The organism is Spirillospora sp. NPDC000708 (assembly GCF_040299565.1).
GTDB lineage: Bacteria > Actinomycetota > Actinomycetes > Streptosporangiales > Streptosporangiaceae > Spirillospora.
The window spans coordinates 1-18,743 of the sequence record NZ_JBEPCJ010000082.1 but is presented as its reverse complement, the minus strand read 5'-3'; the positions used below and the strand labels follow the sequence as shown (position 1 = coordinate 18,743).

At 70.1% G+C, this 18,743-nt stretch carries 13 protein-coding genes and 1 pseudogene; 8 read left to right on the top strand and 6 right to left on the bottom strand.

The window, feature by feature from the left end; all coding sequences use genetic code 11:
* Positions 1-64: 64 nt before the first annotated feature.
* Together ABT299_RS39955 and ABT299_RS39950 are read left to right on the top strand one after the other, a co-directional pair.
* Positions 65-1,093 carry a permease gene (locus ABT299_RS39955; protein WP_500253930.1) on the top strand — a complete coding sequence of 343 codons (1,029 nt, stop codon included), beginning with the start codon at positions 65-67 and terminating at the stop codon, positions 1,091-1,093.
* Positions 1,090-1,872 (top strand): TIGR03943 family putative permease subunit, encoded by a 783-nt coding sequence (locus tag ABT299_RS39950; protein WP_500253929.1) that lies wholly within the window; start codon positions 1,090-1,092, stop codon positions 1,870-1,872. The genes ABT299_RS39955 and ABT299_RS39950 overlap by 4 nt, the downstream gene beginning before the upstream one ends.
* 53 nt (positions 1,873-1,925) lie before the next feature.
* On the opposite strand, the gene ABT299_RS39945 is transcribed toward ABT299_RS39950, so the two are convergent.
* Both ABT299_RS39945 and ABT299_RS39940 read right to left on the bottom strand, forming a co-directional pair.
* On the bottom strand, positions 1,926-2,105 hold the full coding sequence (locus ABT299_RS39945) for a hypothetical protein (protein WP_500253928.1): 180 nt from the start codon (positions 2,103-2,105) through the stop codon (positions 1,926-1,928).
* 361 nt (positions 2,106-2,466) lie between these two features.
* Positions 2,467-3,219 (bottom strand): DeoR/GlpR family DNA-binding transcription regulator, encoded by a 753-nt coding sequence (locus tag ABT299_RS39940; protein ID WP_190857086.1) that lies wholly within the window; start codon positions 3,217-3,219, stop codon positions 2,467-2,469.
* Positions 3,220-3,501: 282 nt separating this feature from the next.
* Between ABT299_RS39940 and ABT299_RS39935 the strand changes: the two genes are divergently transcribed.
* Positions 3,502-4,626, top strand: a complete 1,125-nt coding sequence (locus ABT299_RS39935) for a glycoside hydrolase family 76 protein (RefSeq protein ID WP_500253927.1) — start codon at positions 3,502-3,504, stop codon at positions 4,624-4,626.
* Between the two features lie 4 nt (positions 4,627-4,630).
* On the opposite strand, the gene ABT299_RS39930 is transcribed toward ABT299_RS39935, so the two are convergent.
* Positions 4,631-4,912 carry a hypothetical protein gene (locus ABT299_RS39930; protein ID WP_500253926.1) on the bottom strand — a complete coding sequence of 94 codons (282 nt, stop codon included), beginning with the start codon at positions 4,910-4,912 and terminating at the stop codon, positions 4,631-4,633.
* Between the two features lie 304 nt (positions 4,913-5,216).
* Between ABT299_RS39930 and ABT299_RS39925 the strand changes: the two genes are divergently transcribed.
* The 5 genes from ABT299_RS39925 (at position 5,217) to ABT299_RS39905 (ending at position 16,042) form a co-directional block, all read left to right on the top strand.
* Positions 5,217-5,867, top strand: a complete 651-nt coding sequence (locus tag ABT299_RS39925; RefSeq protein ID WP_500253925.1) for a hypothetical protein — start codon at positions 5,217-5,219, stop codon at positions 5,865-5,867.
* Positions 5,868-6,048: 181 nt separating this feature from the next.
* Positions 6,049-10,887: a hypothetical protein gene (locus ABT299_RS39920; protein WP_500253924.1), complete on the top strand. Its 4,839-nt coding sequence runs from the start codon at positions 6,049-6,051 to the stop codon at positions 10,885-10,887.
* On the top strand, positions 10,884-13,853 hold the full coding sequence (locus tag ABT299_RS39915) for a hypothetical protein (RefSeq protein WP_500253923.1): 2,970 nt from the start codon (positions 10,884-10,886) through the stop codon (positions 13,851-13,853). The genes ABT299_RS39920 and ABT299_RS39915 overlap by 4 nt, the downstream gene beginning before the upstream one ends.
* Before the next feature lie 9 nt (positions 13,854-13,862).
* Complete coding sequence (locus ABT299_RS39910) at positions 13,863-15,185, top strand: S8 family serine peptidase (protein ID WP_387025023.1); 1,323 nt, start codon at positions 13,863-13,865, stop codon at positions 15,183-15,185.
* 242 nt (positions 15,186-15,427) lie between these two features.
* Positions 15,428-16,042: a hypothetical protein gene (locus ABT299_RS39905; RefSeq protein WP_500253922.1), complete on the top strand. Its 615-nt coding sequence runs from the start codon at positions 15,428-15,430 to the stop codon at positions 16,040-16,042.
* On the opposite strand, the gene ABT299_RS39900 is transcribed toward ABT299_RS39905, so the two are convergent.
* The 3 genes and pseudogenes from ABT299_RS39900 to ABT299_RS39890 form a co-directional block, all read right to left on the bottom strand.
* The gene (locus ABT299_RS39900) at positions 15,997-17,385 is read right to left on the bottom strand and encodes a tyrosinase family protein (RefSeq protein ID WP_500253921.1); all 1,389 of its coding nucleotides are present in this window, start codon (positions 17,383-17,385) and stop codon (positions 15,997-15,999) included. The genes ABT299_RS39905 and ABT299_RS39900 overlap by 46 nt on opposite strands.
* Position 17,386: 1 nt before the next feature.
* Positions 17,387-17,692, bottom strand: a complete 306-nt coding sequence (locus tag ABT299_RS39895; protein ID WP_500253920.1) for a hypothetical protein — start codon at positions 17,690-17,692, stop codon at positions 17,387-17,389.
* Between the two features lie 431 nt (positions 17,693-18,123).
* Positions 18,124-18,461 (bottom strand): annotated as a pseudogene (locus ABT299_RS39890) (helix-turn-helix domain-containing protein); the annotation flags it as partial.
* Between the last annotated feature and the right edge of the window lie 282 nt (positions 18,462-18,743).

Genomic DNA, 18,743 nt, shown 5'->3' with positions numbered 1-18,743 from the left:
GTGGTCACCGGATGGCCGCGAGTACCGCGGTCCGCGGCGTGCGGCCTCTGGCACGATGTCCGGCATGATCGAGGGTGTCGGCCTCCAGGAGGCCGAGGACGACCTGCTGCCGCCCGCCGAGTGGGGGCGCCGCGGGCCGGCCTCATCGGGGACCCGGGCCGCCTGGACCTTCGGCCTGCTGGCGGTCGCCCTGGTCGCCGGCCGGATCTGGGTGGCACCGCGCGTCGGCGCGGCCGCTGTGGACGCGTGGACGACCATCTTCGTCGCGGTGTGCGTGCAGGCGTTCCCGTTCCTCGTGTTCGGAGTCGCTCTCTCGGCGGCGATCACGGCGTTCGTCCCGCCGGCGGTGTGGCGGCGCGTGCTGCCGCGCAACGCCGGGGCCGCGGTGCCGGTCGCGGGCGCGATGGGCGCGGTGCTGCCGGGATGCGAATGCGCGTCGGTGCCGGTCGCAGGCGGGCTGATGTCTCGCGGTGTGGCGCCCGCCGCCGCGCTGACCTTCCTCCTCGCGGCGCCGGCGATCAACCCGGTCGTGCTGGTCGCCACCGCCGTCGCGTTCCCGGCGAACCCGGAGATGGTCGTCGGACGGTTCGCCGCGTCGCTGCTGGTGGCGGTGCTGGCCGGATGGACGTGGCTGCTGGTGGGCAAAGGGGAGTGGCTCAGGATCCCGTCCCGCCCCCAGGCCGCGGGGGCGGCCGGGCGGGTGGAGCAGTTCCGCCAGGCCATGCGGCACGACATCATGCACGCCGGCGGCTTCCTGGTGATCGGTGCCGCTGCCGCCGCCACCATCAACGTGGTGGTGCCCGCCGACCGGGTCACCGCGGTCGCCGGGATCCCCGTGGCATCGGTGCTGCTGCTGGCGCTGCTGGCGGTGCTGATGTCCATCTGTTCCGAGGCCGACGCCTTCGTCGCCGCCAGCCTGCCGCAGTTCTCCACCACGGCGCGGCTGGCGTTCCTGGTCGTGGGTCCGATGGTCGACCTGAAACTGATCGCCCTGCAGTCCGGATTCTTCGGCCGCCGGTTCGCCGCCCGGTTCATCCCGCTGACGTTCGTGCTCGCGGTCGTGGTCAGCGCTCTGCTGGGAGGCATGCTGTGAGCAGGGCCGCGCAGAACCTGTTGCTGGTGCTCATCGGCGCCGCGGTGCTGTGGATGACGCTGGGCAGCGGCGAGTACGTCAACTATGTCCGGCCCGGCTTCCGGTACCTGCTGGCGCCCGCCGCCGTCGCATTGCTGGCTTTGGGCGCCGCCGGTCTCCGTCGCGAGTGGCACGACGCCTCCGCGGACCGGCACGCCGACACCGTGCACCCGCACGGCGCGGACGCCGGAGCGGACCACGGTGCCGACCACGGCCACGACCATTCGCGCGGGCCGCGGGTGGCGTGGCTGCTGTGCCTGCCGGTCCTGGCGCTCTCCCTGATCGCGCCTCCGGCACTCGGCTCGTTCACCGCCTCGCGGGACGCCGGACGCGCGGTCCCGCCACCGGCCGAGCCGTCCGGGGGATTCCGCCCCTTGCCCCGGACCGGCGCGCCGGTCCCGATGAGCATGGGCGAGTTCATCGGCCGCGGATTCCAGGCGCAGACCGGCGACCCCGCGACCTTCCAGGGCGTCCCCGTGCGGCTGACCGGGTTCGTCGCCCCCGCCCTCAAGGGAGAGGGCGGCTGGCGGATCGTCCGCCTCAAGATCGCCTGCTGCGCGGGCGACGCCATCCCGTTCCCCGTGACCGTCCGCGGTCTGCCCCGGCCACCGGCCGACACCTGGGTCCAGGTCGAGGGCGTGTGGAAGCCGCCGGCGGCCGGACGCGCCACCACGGTCGTCCAGGAACTGCGCGGCCGGTCGCTGCGGAAGATCAAGAAACCTCGCAACCCCTACGAGTGATCGAGTGACCGGGCGGGGACGCCGCGACCACCGCGGGCTACGGCTCGCTGCCGTCAGTTCTCGTAAGGGTCTTCCGGGAAGGGGACGGAGGACGGCGCGGGTGACGGCGAGATAGGGGATCGGCGCGCCGCGCCCGCGCGCACACCCGCCTCGCGCTGCGCCCGCACGCGCCGGAACCGGTCGATGGCCGCCCCGGGCGTGTCCTTGATCAGGTGCCCCTTGGGATCGGCCACTGCGACGGCGTCGGCCTTCGACTGGAACTGGCCGGCACCCGAGCGATCCTGGCCGTCGGGCTGGACGACCGCGTCCCGCTCACCTCGGCCGAACCGGGGGCACCTTCCCTCCTGGCCTCCTGGCCTCCTGGCCCCCTGGCCGACGTTCGTGGAACGCTTCGCCCCTGCCTACCGAGCGGGGATCCACGGCTTTCTGCGCGCCGTACAGAGCAACGGCCCCAGCCCCTGCTCGGGCCAAGACGCGCTCCACGCCCTCATCGCGGTGACCGCGGCACAACAGTCCCTCACCGACGACCGCCCGGTGCGGCTCCCAGAAAGCGACGTCCGAACAGCCGCAGCGGTTCAGCGGACGCCGAGCACCTCACACTTCCAGCACCTGCACTCCGGCGTCCGCGAGGGCCGCCCCCGTGTCCGGATCGACCGGGGCGTTCGTGATGACCACGTCCAGGTCGGCGGCATCGCAGACCTTCGCCATGCCGGTGCCCGGGAACTTGCCGGCGTCGGCGACGAGGACCACCTGCCCGCTGGCCGCGATCATGGCTCGTTTGACCGGCACCTCGACCACCGTCGTGTCCATGACGGTTCCGGTCGGCCGTATCCCGCTGGTGCCGAGGACGAGCCGGTCCGCGTGGATCTGCCGCAGGTTGTCCTCCGTCAGGTAGCCCACCAGCGACCGGTAGTCACGGCGCAGCATGCCGCCGAGAACGACGAGTTGGACGTGCTGGTCGTCGGCCAGCGTCTCGACCACCGGGAGGCTGCTGGTGACGACCGTCAGCGCCCGGCCCCGCAGGTGCCGCGCCACCATGTGCGCGGTCGTGCCGATGTCGAGCAGCACGGTCTCGCCGTCCTGGATCAGCTCGGCGCAGCGCAGCGCCACGGCGTCCTTCTCGGCGGGCCGGACCTCGGCGACGTCCGTGAAGGGGTCGTCATGGCCCTCGACCGGCATCGCACCGCCGTGCACCCGTTTGAGCAGGCCCTCCTCGTCGAGTTTTTGCAGATCGCGGCGTATGGTGGCGAGGCTCGCCGCCAAGCGCTCGGCCAGCGTCTCCACCGTCACCGGTCCTTCGGAGCGCAGGACGCGGAGGATCAGCTCGTGGCGTCGGTCCCGGAGCATGCGTCGACCGTACTCGCGCAAGACCGATCACCACCAGACATTCTCCATCACGCTCCTGCGCGTCGGCTCTCGTGGGCGCACGAGCCGATGCGCGCTCCCCACCTGCCCGCCGTCGCGGCGAACCAACCGACGTCGCCGACAATTTCAAGCAAGAGTGCTCACATGTGTGAACGATTCTGCCGACTCTTGCGCGTCTCGTCCCACTCGGGGCACAATTCAGCGCACTGCCAGCCCAGGCGGAGGCCATGGGCTGGGACGCCTCGTTGCCATGGAGGGTGCGCGATGACCGGACTGAAGCGACGTACGGGAAAGGGTCTGGTCTCCCTCGTAGCGGGTGCCGTGCTGGCGATCGCCGTGGGCACGTCCGCCGCAAGCGCGGACGCGGGCGAGGACAGGACCGCGCGGGCCCGTGCCACATCGGCCGTCGACGCGATGATGGGGTTCTACGACCAGGCGAGCGGACGCTGGCAGCCCGAGAGCCCCTGGTGGCAGTCGGGCAACGCGCTCCAGGCGCTCCTCGACTACATGGCGCGGACCCGCTCGACCCGCTACCTGCCCCAGGTGAAGAACACCATCGAGCTCCAGCGCAAGCCGCTGCCCTGGTGGCCGCAGGGCGGCGGCGAGTTCCGCGCGGACTCCACCGACGACACCGGCTGGTGGGCGCTGGCGATGGTCCGCATGTACGACCTCACCCGCGACACCAAGTACCTGAAGATCGCCGAGACCGACGAGGCGTACATGCGCCAGTACTGGGACGACACCTGCGGCGGCGGCATCTGGTGGGACCTGCCCGGGAAGACCTACAAGAACGCCATCAGCAACGAGCTCTACCTGAAACTGGCCGCCTCCCTGCACAACCGGATCCCGGGCGACACCAAGTACCTCGCCCACGCGCGCCAGACCTGGCGCTGGTTCGCCCGCAGCGGGATGATCAACGGATCCCACCTGGTCAACGACGGCCTGGCGACACAGAGCGGAAACTGCGGCAACAACGGCGGCACCACCTGGACGTACAACCAGGGCGTGATCCTGGGCGGCCTGACGGAGCTGCACCGCGCCACCGGCGACCTGTCCCTGCTCGCCACCGCCCGGCGGATCGCCGACGCCGTGACCACCGACCCGGGCCTGTCACCGCGCGGCATCCTCACCGAACCCTGCGAGGCCGCCGCCACGTGCAACTCCGACCAGGCGGCGTTCAAGGGCATCTTCGCGCGGAACCTCGCCGAACTCGACCGCGCGCTCCCCGGCCACCCGTACCGGAACTACCTGACGACCCAGGCCCGCTCCGCCTTCACCTACGACCGGAACAACGCAGACCAGTACGGCCTGCGCTGGACGGGCCCCTTCGACCAGGCCGACATCGCCCGCCAGGAGTCCGCCGTAAGCCTGCTCACCGCCGTCCTGTAACCACTCAGCGAACGGACTCGCCCGCCGCCGACGACGTCGCCACATCCGCCACGCCAGGTGAACCCCGGCCGGCGGATGTGGCGATGGCGTGTAGGAGCCCGCGCTGGTCAGCAGCCCGTCGATGAGCTGTGCAAAGGTCTCGCGCTGGGCGACGGTGTCCGCGGTCGGCCAGGTACTGCATGGTGACGCCGTCGATGATTGCGACGAACCCGCGCGCGAGCGACAGCGGGGTCATCGCCAGGGATTTGTCTGCGGTGGGAAGCACCTGGACATCGTCCAGTTCCACGACCAGTAACCGCGCGATCGGATCGGTTCGCGTCGTCGTCGCCGAAGTCCACACGGCGCGGTTCGGGGATACCTGCCTCTTTCGGGGACACGTCGCCGGTGATGGCGACCGGGCGGGCGGCGACCACGACGGGCGCCACGGCGCCGTGCTTGCGGATGCTCGGGCACATCCGGGACGCCGTCCGGCAGCATGACGCGCACGTCGGGGTGCGGGAGTTCCTGCCTGGCCGAGTGCACCGGGCGGCTGTGTGGGAGCGGCTGCATAGGCGGAAGTTCGCTCTGGAGCGACCACCGGCGGTGGGTCGGTGGACCCGCTGCCGATGCTCGGCAACGCCAACGCGGTCCAAGCAGCTCTGCGCAACTGGGTGATCAACCTGAACAAGGAACTGGCCGGCACCGGCGTGTACGCCGGGCACGTGGCGATCAACGTCTGGATCGGCGAGGGCGTCGTGGACGGCCCGGAAGGCAGCCCGACCGCCACGCCCGAGCAGATCGCCCCCCCGTGTACTGGGACCTGCACGAAAACCGTGACCGCTCCGAGGCCGTCTTCAACGCCTGGCCGGTCGTACTTGCGCTCCAGCGCCGCGCCTCGACATTCCAGCCATAGATTCACGTGCCCGCCCCAAAGATCAGACCGTTACCCGACCCAATCGCCAGCCACTCGTATTCTGATCATTGGCGATTATCGGCTCGGAGGCGGCACCTCGACCATGAGGTGCCTGGCTCCTTCTTCAGGCGACCTGCCTCAAAGACGCGAACTGGCCCGAGAGAACGCGGCGCCCCTGGCTCATGCCGGGGGCATTTCCCTGTCAAAGGTCCAAGATCGAGAGGGAATCGCGCCCAGGGCGGTTGCCGAATATTCGAAGATCGCGCTTCCCGTATCTGCCGGCAGAGTCCACACGGATGCGATTTCTGCAAGCCTGAGGTCGGCAGTGACCGAAGGTGGTCGGATCTGAGCTGAGGGTACATGTCGTCCGTAGGCTTTGACCGCGGCGTTGGGGACGCCGGAAGGGCCGGAGCCATGGGTGTTGTATCGCTCGAGTCGCTCGTATCCGTACTGGACGTCCGGGAAATGGCCGTTGAGTTCCGTCGGCGGCCAGAGCGTGGCGGGGAATCACGTCAGATCGCGGCCGAGCGATGAGGTCGCTGGTCGACGCGCTGCGGACGGCTGGTCTGCTGGTAGGTCTGCCGGTCGGCGATGCTGGGATCCTCGGGGCGTTGTCGACTGCGGCCGGCATCGTGCCGCCCGCGCCGTTCGACGTTGACGTGGCGGTGGGGCCGGTGTCGGGCCGGGTCCACGGGGTGACCGTCACGGGCGGCGCGATGAACGCACGCCTTGCCATACCGCTCCAGGGCGCCGAGTCATCGGCGGCGCTCGCCGGTAACGCGGTCACGCTCACCGCAGTGAACGGTCCCACCCTCACCCTTGACATCAGTACCGCCGGCATCCGCTGGTCGGCGCCCGGGCCTATCGAATTCCAGGCGAGCCCGGCACATTTGGCGCTTCCAGGGCCGGTATCGGTCGCTCTAACGATCGCCGCAGTGATGATCAACGTCAGTGACGACGCCCTCTCGCTCGAGGTGAGGGGGACACTGCAGGTGGACGGCATCCCTTCGTCGGGCACTTTGGACATCCCGTTCACCGCGTACGCCGATCACGAGGGCTTCGGCGGCAGCGCGCGCGGGCAGGCCGGGCCGGCCGCCTTCGCGCTCGGCTGGTCCCAGGCACACGACCCGTTCCCCACGTCGATCGACATCGCGGTCCCGTTCTCGCCGCCGGATGCGAGCGGGATCTCGGGTGCCGTTGTCGACGCCGGCGCCTCGATGGTCCGGACAAGGCTGGTGCGCGGCCCGGGCGGGTACGGCGCGACGATCGCGATCGAGTCGGGTGACGATGGCGTCCTGTCGAGTCACGACGAGCGGATCGCCGCGCTCGCGGTGCTCGCCACCGCGACAGCGGGCGACACGGCGGCGGCGCCCTATCCGCCGGACGCGGCCGAGCTTGCGCCGCTCATGGCGACCGCGGCACTGCTCGGAACGGCGCTCGGTGGCACCGGCAGTGCCCGGGTCACCGCCGTCCGCTTCGACCTCGCCACTCCACATCGGGCCCAGGTGGATTATGAGGCGGACCTGTCATGCGCGATCGACGCCGGGATCTTGAAGGCCGCCACGGCGTCAGCGATGCGTGTCGCCGTCCGCAACGCCACGCTGGAGTACGGCTCGGCGATGCCGACACTGAGCTTCGCGGGCTCGTCCATCGACGTGTCGGACGCCGGGCGGTGGGAGGTGACGCGGCCGGCCGGGGTACTGCAGGTCGCGGGTGTGCGCTCGGGCCACGGCTCCTCGTTCTTCGAGCTGGATCTGCGTGTCGCGTTCGAAGCCGGCCCGGTCAGGGCCGCGGGCGCGGTGCTGCGCGTCACCCTCGATCACGGTGTCAGGGTGTCGCTGCAAGGGTTCTCCCTCCGCGTCGACGTGCCGGGCCTGGTATCGGGTGAGGGCCGGCTCGCTTTCGACGCGTCCGGCGGGTTCGCCGCCGCGTTGCGCGTCGGCATCACGCCGCTCAACCTCGCGGCGAGTGCGGGACTGACCGTCGAGAAGGCGAACGACGGCAGGCACGAGTTCCGGTCGATGCTCGCCGACCTCGCGGTCGATCTCCCGGCCCCGTTGCCGCTGGCCAACAGCGGTCTCGGGCTGTTCGGAATCCAGGCGATCCTCGGTCTCAACCGGAACGCCCGGGTCGAAGGCGACCTCAGGAAGCGGCTCGCGTGGCGTCCGGACCGGGCGAACACGTCGGCGGCTCTCGGCTCCCAGATGTTCGGGGCGGCGGTGGCGATCGGGACGTTGCCCGATCTCGGGTTCGCGTTCTCGGCACTCGGCCGGGTCGTCGTACGGGTTCCCGACGTCGCGATCAACGTGGCGCTCGCCGCGCGGCTGCTGGGCGGGCGTGCCGGCGTGATGGAGACACCGGACACCGAGGCGGGGGTGAGCCTGCTCGGACTGCTCGTCGTCGACCCGGCTCGTGAGCTGTACGCGGGCGTTACGGGCGAGTACCGGTTCCCGCCGGGGGCGGACTGGGCGCTGCTGGAGATACAGGTCCCCGCTGAGGCTCGCTACCCGGTTCCGAATCCGGCCGGCTGGTTCGTCCATATCGGAACCGACGGCAGGCGGGGCGGGGGCGGGCCCATCCGGGCCACGGTCCTGCCCGAGGTGTTCGGAGTCGGTGCCGAAGCGTTCCTCATGCTCCACGGCGACGGGTTCGACCCGCCACTCGACGTGCCGCAGTCGCCGGCGAGCGGCTTCGCCGCCGCGGCCGGCTTCTCGTTCTCCGCCAAGTACGGTTTCCCGCCTGTGTGGGCCGGTATCTCCGTCGGCGCGGTCGTCGCCGTCGGCACCCGGCCGCTGTTCGTCGCCGGGCGGGCGACCGCGCGCGGGGCGCTGCACCTTGGGCCGTTCAGCCTCGGCCTGGACGCCGTCCTGAAACTGCAGCTGGGCCCGGGCGGCACCAGATACGCGGAGCTTGAGGCGTGCGGCTCCATCGACCTGTGGTTCTTCGAGATCAGCGGCTGTGTGCATATCGGCTTCGGTGCCGAGCAGCGGCGCGAGCTCGACATGCCCGCGGACCCGCTCGTGTCGGCGACGGTGGCCGACCGAAGCGGCGTCGCGGGCGCCGGATCGGGCGCGCTCACCGCCGACGCCGCGAGCGCGCCCGTGATGTGGCCGGACGGCACCGTGCTGCTCGGCTTCGCGCCGGGTCCGAAGTATCTCGGTCCCGCGTCCGACCCGTTCCATGCCGCCCTCGACCAGAGTTCGGCGACCAAGGGCCCCGGCACCGTGGCCGCCGCGGACGGGACGATCGGCTCCCCGAGCTACCCCGCACGCTGGTCACTTACCGGGCTCGGGCTCCACCGCGTCAGCGGCGGCGGCCCGACGCCGCTCGCAGGTCCACTGCCCGCTCGCTGGCAGCTGCCCCCCACGCTGGCGCCGACGACACCGGCGAGCAGCCGCGTGCTCGCCCTGTTCACCAAGAACGCCGCGCTGTGGTCGCTCAGCCTCCTCGACGGCGGGACGGGGGACCCGGCGAACCCTGTCGACGCGCACGAGCGAGGGTGCCGTCGCGCCTGGGCACCGGCAGGCGGCTGGGCGGTCGGCGGCCGCGCCACGGCGAGCGGCCAGAGCTGGAGTCTGCCGCCATTGGACGCCCGGCCCGCACCGGCCACCGTCTCCGCGGTCCACGCGAGGGTGACGACGTCCGTTCCCGCGATCGAACCGCTGGACGAGGTGCCCGCCGTGCGCGCCTTCGCGGGGCTGCTGCCACCCGCGTCGGCGCTCGTCATCGGCGGGCCACCGTCCGTCGACCCGGTCCGCGTCGACGGGCTGCCCGACTTCCCCGGAGTGCTGCCGCTCGCCGACATCGTCGCCGTCCTCACCAGAGAACTCGGCTGGCGAGCGGTCACGACGGTGGTCACCGAACCGCCGCTGGAGCCGGCCGTCCGCGTCGGGCCGCCCCCGATGCTGGTGCTCTGGTCGGAGCGCGGGTTCACCGGCGTCGAAGTCTGGAGTGATACGCCGAGCGGCCCGGTGCCGTGGTCGCTCGCCCACGAGCAGCGGGCGAGCGTCGGCGGATCGGTGGCCGTCCTGGAGTGGCGGGAGGACGAGGCAGTCGACGTCGTGAGGATCCGGCACGCCCACTTGGCCCCCCGCAAGGAGATCACGCAGCCTGCGCTCGGCATCGTCGCCATCGGCGGCGTGACGAGCGTCGCCGCCGGGGCCGCGGCGGACGCCAACTCCGCCGGTGCGGCGGCCGATGCCGACGCCCATGCGAGCGCCACGACGCAGCCGCCACCGAGCCCGTTCGCCGAAGGCACGACGTACCGCTTGGACGTCGGCTGGAGCGGCTCACTGGACGGCGACCCGCGACCGGCGGTCGGCGGGACCACGGCGCGGCACTTCAAGATCGCCGAGCACGCGCCGGACAGGCCGCCCGACGACGTGCTGTACCAGTCGATCACGACGTTCCATCCGGCGATGCTCGGGCGCTACCTTGCCGGCTACACGGTGCGCGGCGATGTCCCGTGGTTCCTCGACGACCCGATCATCGCCACGTTCTCCTCGCGCACGATCACGTCGGTGGCCGGTGTCTACGGTTACGAAGTGACGATCGTCGTCGACCGGACCGACCCTCCTCCAGGCTGGGCGGAGGACGGCAACGCGCTTCTCAGGCAGCCCTTCGCGCCCGATCTTGTGCCGTCGGTGCAGTTCGATCACCTCGAGGCCGTCGACCGGCTCGGCGTCGCACGCCTGGAGCCCGGCTGCACCTGGCCCCGCGACGCCGCCGACGCGCAGGTCCACGCGGTTCTGCTGCCCGACGCCGCCTATGAGGTAGGGGTGCTCATCGATCCCCGCGACAAGGACGCCCTCGGCCGGCCGAAGCTGCCGCACCGCGTCGAGTGCATGCTGCCGCCGGTCTCGTTCCGTACGAGTCGCTGGAGAGATCCCAAGGAGATGTTCCGCGTGCTCGGCTTCGACCAAGCCGCGCCGGACGTCCGCCATGTCGGCGTGCGCACGTTGGTGGCCGACCCCGGCGAGGACAGCGACGGCGCCATACGGCAGGCACTGCGCGAGGCCGGCGCCGAACTCGGTCCGCTCGACGTGCCCGCCCGCACGACGGTGCTGTGGGCACCTGACGGTGCGGGAGGCCACGTTGTCGCCGCGGTGCTCCTGGAGGCCATGGAGCCCCTTGCGCGCGGCGACCGCCTCGGTGAGATCACGCTCACGGGCTTCAAGACCCGAGCGGAGAGCGCCGCGACATCGCTGCTGTTCGTCGCGGCCTCGACGACAAGAGGCGGGCCGCTCACCCTTACCTGGCGCGAGCACTACAACGCGTCCAAGAAGACCTGGTCGGCGAGCCGCACCGCGACACTCGCGGTGCCCTCGTCCACCGCGGTGCCCGCGCTTGCCTGGGAGGTGTGGCCGTGACCGCCGGACCGCGTCCGACGTGGGTCAACCCGGGGCTGCTCAGGGCGTCGTGCCTGGTCGCCGACGAGGCCGACGAGGCCGCGAGCCCGTGGCTGCGGCGCGGCACGCATCTGCGGGTATTCCCATCCCCGCTCATCGGATACCCGGTGTGTCCGTTCACGGTATGGCGTGCTGGTACGGCGAACTGGACACGGCCGGTACTGAACGGCGCCGGTGACTTCTGGTCGACGGGTACCGGCGACCGCGCACTGTTCGTCGGCGGCTGGGGACCCGGCGGGCCACTGAGCGTCCTGGACGCGGACGGCCGGACCAGCGAGCGCTGCACCAGGCCCAGGGCGTTCGTCGCCCGGGTGCCGCTTCCAGGGCTCCGCTACGGCGGATCGGCCGACGTCGTACCCGCGGCCTACGTGAGCGGGTTGCGCGTCGACGACCACACCGGTGAGGTCTTCTATCCCGGGTGGCTCGACAGCGAGCCGCTCGATGCGATCGGGGCGCCACTGCCAGAGGGTGCATGGTGGTCCGGGATCGACGGCCGGTTCGCCTCGGCCGACCCCGCCTACCGTGTGGGCGCGGGCGTGCCCGACACCCCGATGCCCTACGACGCGCTGCAGCCGGCCGATGCCTATGGACGAGCGAAGGCGGCTGCCGCCGCTCTCGAGCCCGACGTCGCGCGCGCGTGGAGCACGCCCGCGACGGGCACACCGCCGGTGGCCGCGAGGTTCACCCGTCCCCTGCCCGGCAACCAGGGCGCGACCGCCGAGGCCGACCTGACGGTCGGGCTCTGGGCGGCCTCGGCCGACCCGGCGTGCGCACGCTGGTGGGGCTTCGCGACGACTCTGCCCGTCGAAGCCTCGGCCGGCGCGGAGTACGTCGAGTGCTTCGCCGTCGCGGCGCTGTTCGCGCTCCACCCCGGCGATCGGAACGAACGCCACCTCAAGATCGCCACCAACGCGCAGAGCGACCCGATGGCCCCGGCGCTGACCGAGTCGCTCTATCGCGTCCACGAACGTCAGGACCTCAAATCGAGAGCCGCGGAGCTGATGCGGGCCGGCCACGAGGTGGTCTGCCTGTGGACGATCGCCGTCGCCGCACCGCCGCCCGACCCGCCCGCCGCCCCCTGGGCCGACGTGCCCGGCGACCGCAGGACGTCCAACGACGACACGACGTGGACGGCGACATTGAACGTGCACGGCGCCGGAGCGGGACCCCTCGCCGTGCGACGCGATCCTGACGTACCGCTGAACGAACTCGTCAACACGGATGAAGCATGGCGCCAGCCGATCATCGCGCCGCGCACCGCCCGCGACGCGGTCGCGGTCACCGACGGCGACTGCCCTCCAGAACCCGCCACCTGGCGGATCGCCGCCGCCGACATGTGGGGGCAATGGTCGGAATTCGGCGTCACGTCCAGCGATCCGCCCGACCCGCCGGACATGCGGGCACCCGCGGTCGCGCTTGAGCTCATCGCCGCCGATCCCTCACCCGGCGGCGACGCACCGGCCGTCCCGGGCACCCTGTCGATCCGGGTCGCTCTCCCCGAGCCGCCCGCCGCGGCACCGCCGATCACCGCTGTCGAGGCGGAGCTCACCGGTGCGGCGTCGCCGGTCGTCCTCACCCCTCACGCCGCAGGTCTGTGGACGGGCGAGACGGCGGCCGCACCGACGACGCCGGGGGGCTCGGTCACCGTGACGTGCACCGTCACGGCGGCCGACGCGATCGGCCGTACGACGACGGGGACGGCATCCTTCGTGGCCCACGACCCGCGCCCGTTCGTCTCACGGGCGCACGCCGGTGTGGTCCTGTTCAGCGGAGAGCGCCGCCCCGATGGCTTCGCCGAACTCGACCTGACGACACCACTGCCACCTGGCGCGCCGGCCGGTGTGACCTGGCGGCTCTACGTCACCGACGAGCAACTGCTCTCCCCGCCGCCCGCCCGCGACGAGCCTCGCTGGTCGCGGGCGGCCCGGCTGCGCACCATCGTCGACGCCGCGGCGACGCGGGCACATATGGCACAGCTGGCGGGCGCGTCCGTGACAGCCCAGGGAGGTGACCTCCGGGTGCGATGCCGGCTGCCCGGTCGCCTTGAGGCTGTGCAAGCGATGCAGCTGGTGGCGACGACCGCCACCGGCCTCGAAGCGCCGTCGAAGGCGTGCGGGGCTTTCGTGGTCGCCGTCCCGCTCGGTGACACGCCCCCCGCACCGACGCTCACGCGCCATTCCGACGACGATGCCACCGTGTCGCTGACCGTATCCGTCAGCTACCCCGGAACCCGCCCGGCCGGCGACGCACCACCCGCGCCGATCATCCGCCGGAGCGGCACCAAGGACACCGAGGTACGCGCCCGCATCCGCAGATCCGCCGCGGGGGCCGACCCGTCGGCATGGCCGGTCCTCACGACCATCGGCCTTCGCCCTGACCATCCGGCCGATCGCGCCGCGGGCTGGCGGTGGACCGCCGTCTTCGACGACGCGTTGTCCGAGGCGACACCGGCATGGACCCCGTTGTCGTACGTGTGCGAGGTGGCCTGGCCCGACGAGCCGGCGTGGAACCCGTCCGCGACACCGGACTTCGGCGTCGTGCGTCCCACCTGGTCCCCGGCAGCGGCCGCGCAACCGAGCGCATGGAGCGCGCCGTCGGCGACGCTCACCGTGATCGCGCCACGGCCCACCGTGATGATCAGGCCCGGCTTCACCGACAACGGCGACGGCACGGCCGCCCTCATCGTGCCGGTTCCCACCGTGCACCCGCGCGCCAGGCCTTGGACGCTGACCGCGACCGCGCCCGGCCGGTCCCTCGCGACCGTCACCGGCCCGGGACCGGAACTGCGACTGGACGGCCTCGACGCGCGGGTACCCGCCGCGCACTGGCTGCTCGCCGTCGTGGCACCCGACGGCACCACCCTGCCCATGATCACCGGAGATGGTGCCATGCCTCTGTCGAACCCCGCGCACCCATCCGATCCATAGGAGAGGACCATGCCCGCTGAAGGCTACGCCCCCGGCAAAATCGTGGTGGAGTTGACGCAAGACCTGAATGCCTATGTCTCGCCCCTGATTTCGGACACCCTCGCGGGAGGAACGTTCACCGGTTTCGGTGTCGAGATCATCGATGCCGTCCTGGCCTTCCTGCCAGTGCAGGCGATCACCAGGCTCTACGGAGAAATCGAGCCGTATGACGTGGACCCCGAGCTCCTGGACGCCATGCACGCGACCTACGTGATCCGGCTCACCGAAGACACCGACCTGGACGCGGTGATGACCGCGCTCGGTGCGATCCCGGGCGTTTCCAATGTGGAGCCGGTCGGCCTTGGCCAACCGGAAGTCAACCCGAACGATCCCCAGTTCGGCGACCAGTGGGGACTGGATCGCATCAACGCTCCACTCGCCTGGGACCGTCAGAAGGGCTCCGACACCGTGAAGATCACGGTCGTCGACAGCGGCACCGACAAGAACCACCCCGATCTCGCGCCCCGGCTGGGCAAGGGATGGGACTTCTGCGAGAACCCGACCGTGAAGCCCGGTGAGGTGCGCACCGGAGATTTCACCTCACCCGACGACGACCCCCAGGACGAGAACGGGCACGGGACGATGATGGCGGGGATCATCGGCGCGGTGACCGACAACGGTGTCGGCATCGCTGGGGTGACCTGGGCCGGGAAGATCCTCACGGCCCGGTGCGTGTGCCGAACGAACACTCCCGGCGGCCAGCCCGGAGCCGGATGCAACACCGACGAGATGGCGAAGGCGATCCAGTGGGCCGGCGAGTGGTCCCATGTGGCGAATGTGAGCCTGAACAGCCTTATCGGTGACCTGAAGCATCTCAGGGACGCGGTGAACTACGCCCTGCAGGCAAAAACCACCGTCGTGGCCGCAATGGGAAATGACGCGACCAACGCACCGCGTTATCCCGCCGCCTATGACGGCGTCATCGCCGTCGGCGCGATGACCCAGCCGGGCTATCAATGGTTCAAGCAGAACACGGGCAATCACATGAGCGTCAGTGCGCCGGGATCGCACATAAAGACGCTGAACCTGTACGCGACTTTCGGCTCACCGCAGTATGCCGAAGTCGACGGAACCTCACCGGCCGCCGCCTTCGTCAGCGGCGTCGCCGCCCTGCTCTACTCCTGCAACATCAACCTGACGCCCCGCCAGGTAAAGCAGATCATCGAGGAAACGGCAAGCCACAATGTGCCGGACCCCGGCTGGCAATGGCCGAATCCCGTCTATGGCCACGGCATCGTCGACGCCAGACGCGCCGTCGACCGCGTGCTCGACGGCCCCCTGCCCCCACCTTAGATCTTGAGCCCCTTGGACAGCCGGTCCTCGACCGCGCCGGCCACCGTGTAGTTCGCGGGAGTCCTGACCCCGGCCTCCAGCTCTCTGTTCGCTTTGATGAGCTTGTCACGGACCTCGGTCTTGGTCCTGCCCGAGATCGCTGGGGGAGGGGCGAGACCGAGTCGGTTGCCGGCGGTGAAGCCAGCGGCGCTGGCCCGGTACGGGATGGCGCCCAGGCGCCGACGCCGTGGGACCTGGAGCCCGTGCGGCAGGCGGCAACGCTGCTGGCCACGGTCCGGCACCTGGAGACAGCGTCGATCGACGACGCGCTGGACGTGCTGGACCTGCTGATCACCTCGAACCTGCTGGCCAAGGCGGAGCGGGCAGGCGAGGCCGAGCAGCTGCGGACGCTGCCGAAGCTGGGGTCGGCGGCGCGGCACGTCGCCTCGGCGATGGAGATTGTGATGAACGCGCCGCAGCCGACCGAAGACCAGCTCATCTCGTTGGCAAAGGTGTGGAACGAGATCGAACGGGTGGTGCCGCGCGAGAAGCTGACGGTGGCGGTCGAGGTGATCGCATCCTTCGTGCCCGAGACCGACGATGACGCGGCGGAGGCGTGGCGAGCCGAGCTGGCCAAGCGGTACCGGACGGTGCAGCAGTTCATCGAGCTGCTGCTGGAGACGATCGAGTTCCGGGTAGTGGAGGCCGGGCGGCCGCTGGTGTTCGCTTGCGTCACCGCGGCGTCGTGCTCCTCGTCAAGACAGCGTGGCTCGCCGATAGAAAGATCACGATCTCTGACCGCCGTACTAGTTGGCCTCAAGGAAGGTCACGGCTACCAGGTGCCGGTGTCCCAGGCGGGTGTGTTGTTGCTGCGGTAGATGACGACGTTGCCGTCGTTCTGGGCGATGAGGCGGGCGCCGGGGTTGCCGTCGGTGGCGCTGTCCCATATGTACTGGCCGCCGGGTGCGTAGATGACGAGGTTGCCGTCGCCTTGCATGATGCAGGCGCCGGGGCGGCTGTCGGCGGTGTTGCTGGCCCACATCGCGCCGGCGGGTCCGTAGAGGACGAGGTTGCCGTCGCCTTGGTAGGTCAGTTGGTAGCGCCCGTTGGTGCTGCGGATGCCCTGCCCGGGCAGGAGGACTTGTCCGGCGGTCATGGTGTCGGCGCCGGGTGTGGGGCCGACAGGCAGCCACGTGCCGGTCTCCCAGGCGGTTGTGTTGTTGGTGCGGTAGATGACGACGTTGCCGTCGTCTTGGGCGATGAGGCGGGCGCCGGGGTTGCCGTCGGTGGCGCTGTCCCATACGTACAGGCCGCCAGGCCCGTAGATGACGAGATTGCCGTCACTCTGCATCAGGCAGACGCCCACCGCCTTGCCGGCGGTGTTGCTCGCCCACAGCGGCCCCCACGGCGCGTACAAGACCAGGTTGCCGTCGCTTTGATAGAGGAACCGGTAGCGCCCGTTGGTCGAGGTGATCGCTGCCCCAGGGGTGAGCGCTTCGTCGCTGAGCATGTCATTACCGGTCACGGGTTTACCGGTCGGTACCGGCTCGACGTCGTAGGCGTAGCCGAGGACGTGATGGTCGATGACGTTGGCCGGGGTACGGTCCGACCATTCCATGAGCGGGTCGTTGAGCCCGGTGCCATCAGTGCTGGCCACGAACGGCGCGTTGGGATGTGCCTCCTGCCATAACGCCCACAGGAGGTCGATCCACGCATGGTGCAGGTAGAAGACCGGGTCGTGGGGGGAATCGGGTGCGTTCATCCGACCGCCCACCCAGACGTGCGGCGGGTCGTGGATCACAAACTCCAGTTCGGGCCATAAGGCGTCGTAGCTGCCGCGGCCACGGTTGTTGTTCACGGTCGATTGGGAGGGCAGTGTCGCATTGGCCCCCAGGGCCCGATTCAGCCCCCACAGGGCATCGAATTGTCCCATGAAGTCCTGGCTCCATAAGGACCCCGTTGTGCTCCGTTCAACGCTGGAGTCCCAGTAGGGCAAATCGATCCCTGGTTCGTACCTGTGTAGTTCATTTTCGAACCGGCGCAACATCTCACGGTGCCACGGAAGGAAGTGTGAGCTCTTGTGGATGCTCATGTTGAAGTGCTTTTCGTGGAGATCGGCGAAACGGTCGATCACGCCATCTTTCTTCAGTTTCTTCAAGGCGGACACGAACCGCTGCCGCTGATCGCCGGTGAGGGAGAGGAAGTTCCGTCGGACGCCCATTTCATGCCCCCTCTTCGCCGCGGCCGCGCACTGCCCTGGCCCGATCGCGATAGTCGATCAGCTTCTCCGCCAACTCTTCTAGATCTCCGCCCTGTGTATAAGCGTTCTCGGGCAAGTAGAGGCTTCCATCGAAGAGGGTGCCGTAGCTGACGGGCTCCCCATCGATCAGCAGTTCGACAGGAGCTTGCGATGTGTCAGAGAGAGCAGGACCAGCAGAGTCGTTCGGCGTCGTTCGGGATTCCTCGACCCGTGGTCGAATTTCGATGACGTGATCGCGATATTGACGACGACTACCCTGTTTCACCATGACTCCCAAATTCTCGACGAGACCACGCTGCAAGGCTGATCGAATGGAGATTCGTCACCTACCGGACAGGTGTGTTCGGTTGTTTAACGTAGATGGTTATCGACTATTGCGGATATGTCGAGGGGTGGACTGGAGGGCGTCCGGTTGTGGTCGTCGCCTTGGTAGAGGTTCGGTCGACGGCCACGATGCCCGGATGGGGTGAGGTGCGAGGTGGTGGGCATCGGCGGCGGCCAGGGCCGACCCTGGTGGGTGGGGTCGTGCTGATGGTGGCGGGAGTTCCGCTGGGTGGCAGCAAGGCGACCCGCAGATCGTCGGCCGGCATCGGGCGGATCGCCGGGCTGGTGGTCGCCCCTGGAGACCGCGGTGGCGTTAACGGCAGGATGGGCTGGGCGGGCGCCGCTGTACAGCGACCTGACCTGGGAGCGGCTCATGTGGGCCTGATCGGCGGTGACAGCACGGTAGGCACCGCGTCCGCCGTTGCGCGCGATCTCGCGTGAGATGGTCGAGGCGGCCCGGCCCAGCCGGCGCGCTATCGAACGGGCGGATTCTCCGGCCGCCAACCCGCGTGAGATTCTTCCCGCTCGGCGCAGGACAGATGCTGGGCGGAGCGGCGCTGAGGCTGATGGCGGATGCCGCCGGTCTGCGCGTATCGGCGGACGTGACGCATCGGCGCCCCCAGCACGCGTCCCATCGAGTTGAACGACTCACGTGCGCGTCATCGCCGCCAGATCTCATCCTGCTGAGCTGGCGAGAGCCCGTAGTTCCGCACACGACCCTCCATCACCGCAAGATCGACTTATGGCGATGCACTGATCATTTGAACCCAAGAGTGTTACCGAGACAGCCTGGTCACCATGCCCGCGCCCCCGATCTGTGCTGCGGCGTCCGCCAAATAGAGGCGTCGGTCACTCCAGGTCCTGCCATCCCCACCGGTCGACAGGGCGCCCATCCGGTTCCTAGGGCGTGTTTCGAAGTAGGTGGAGCCATTCGTTGATGGCGGTGACCTCAAGGATTGCCTGGTAGCGGACGGAGAGCTTGTCGTATCTGGTGG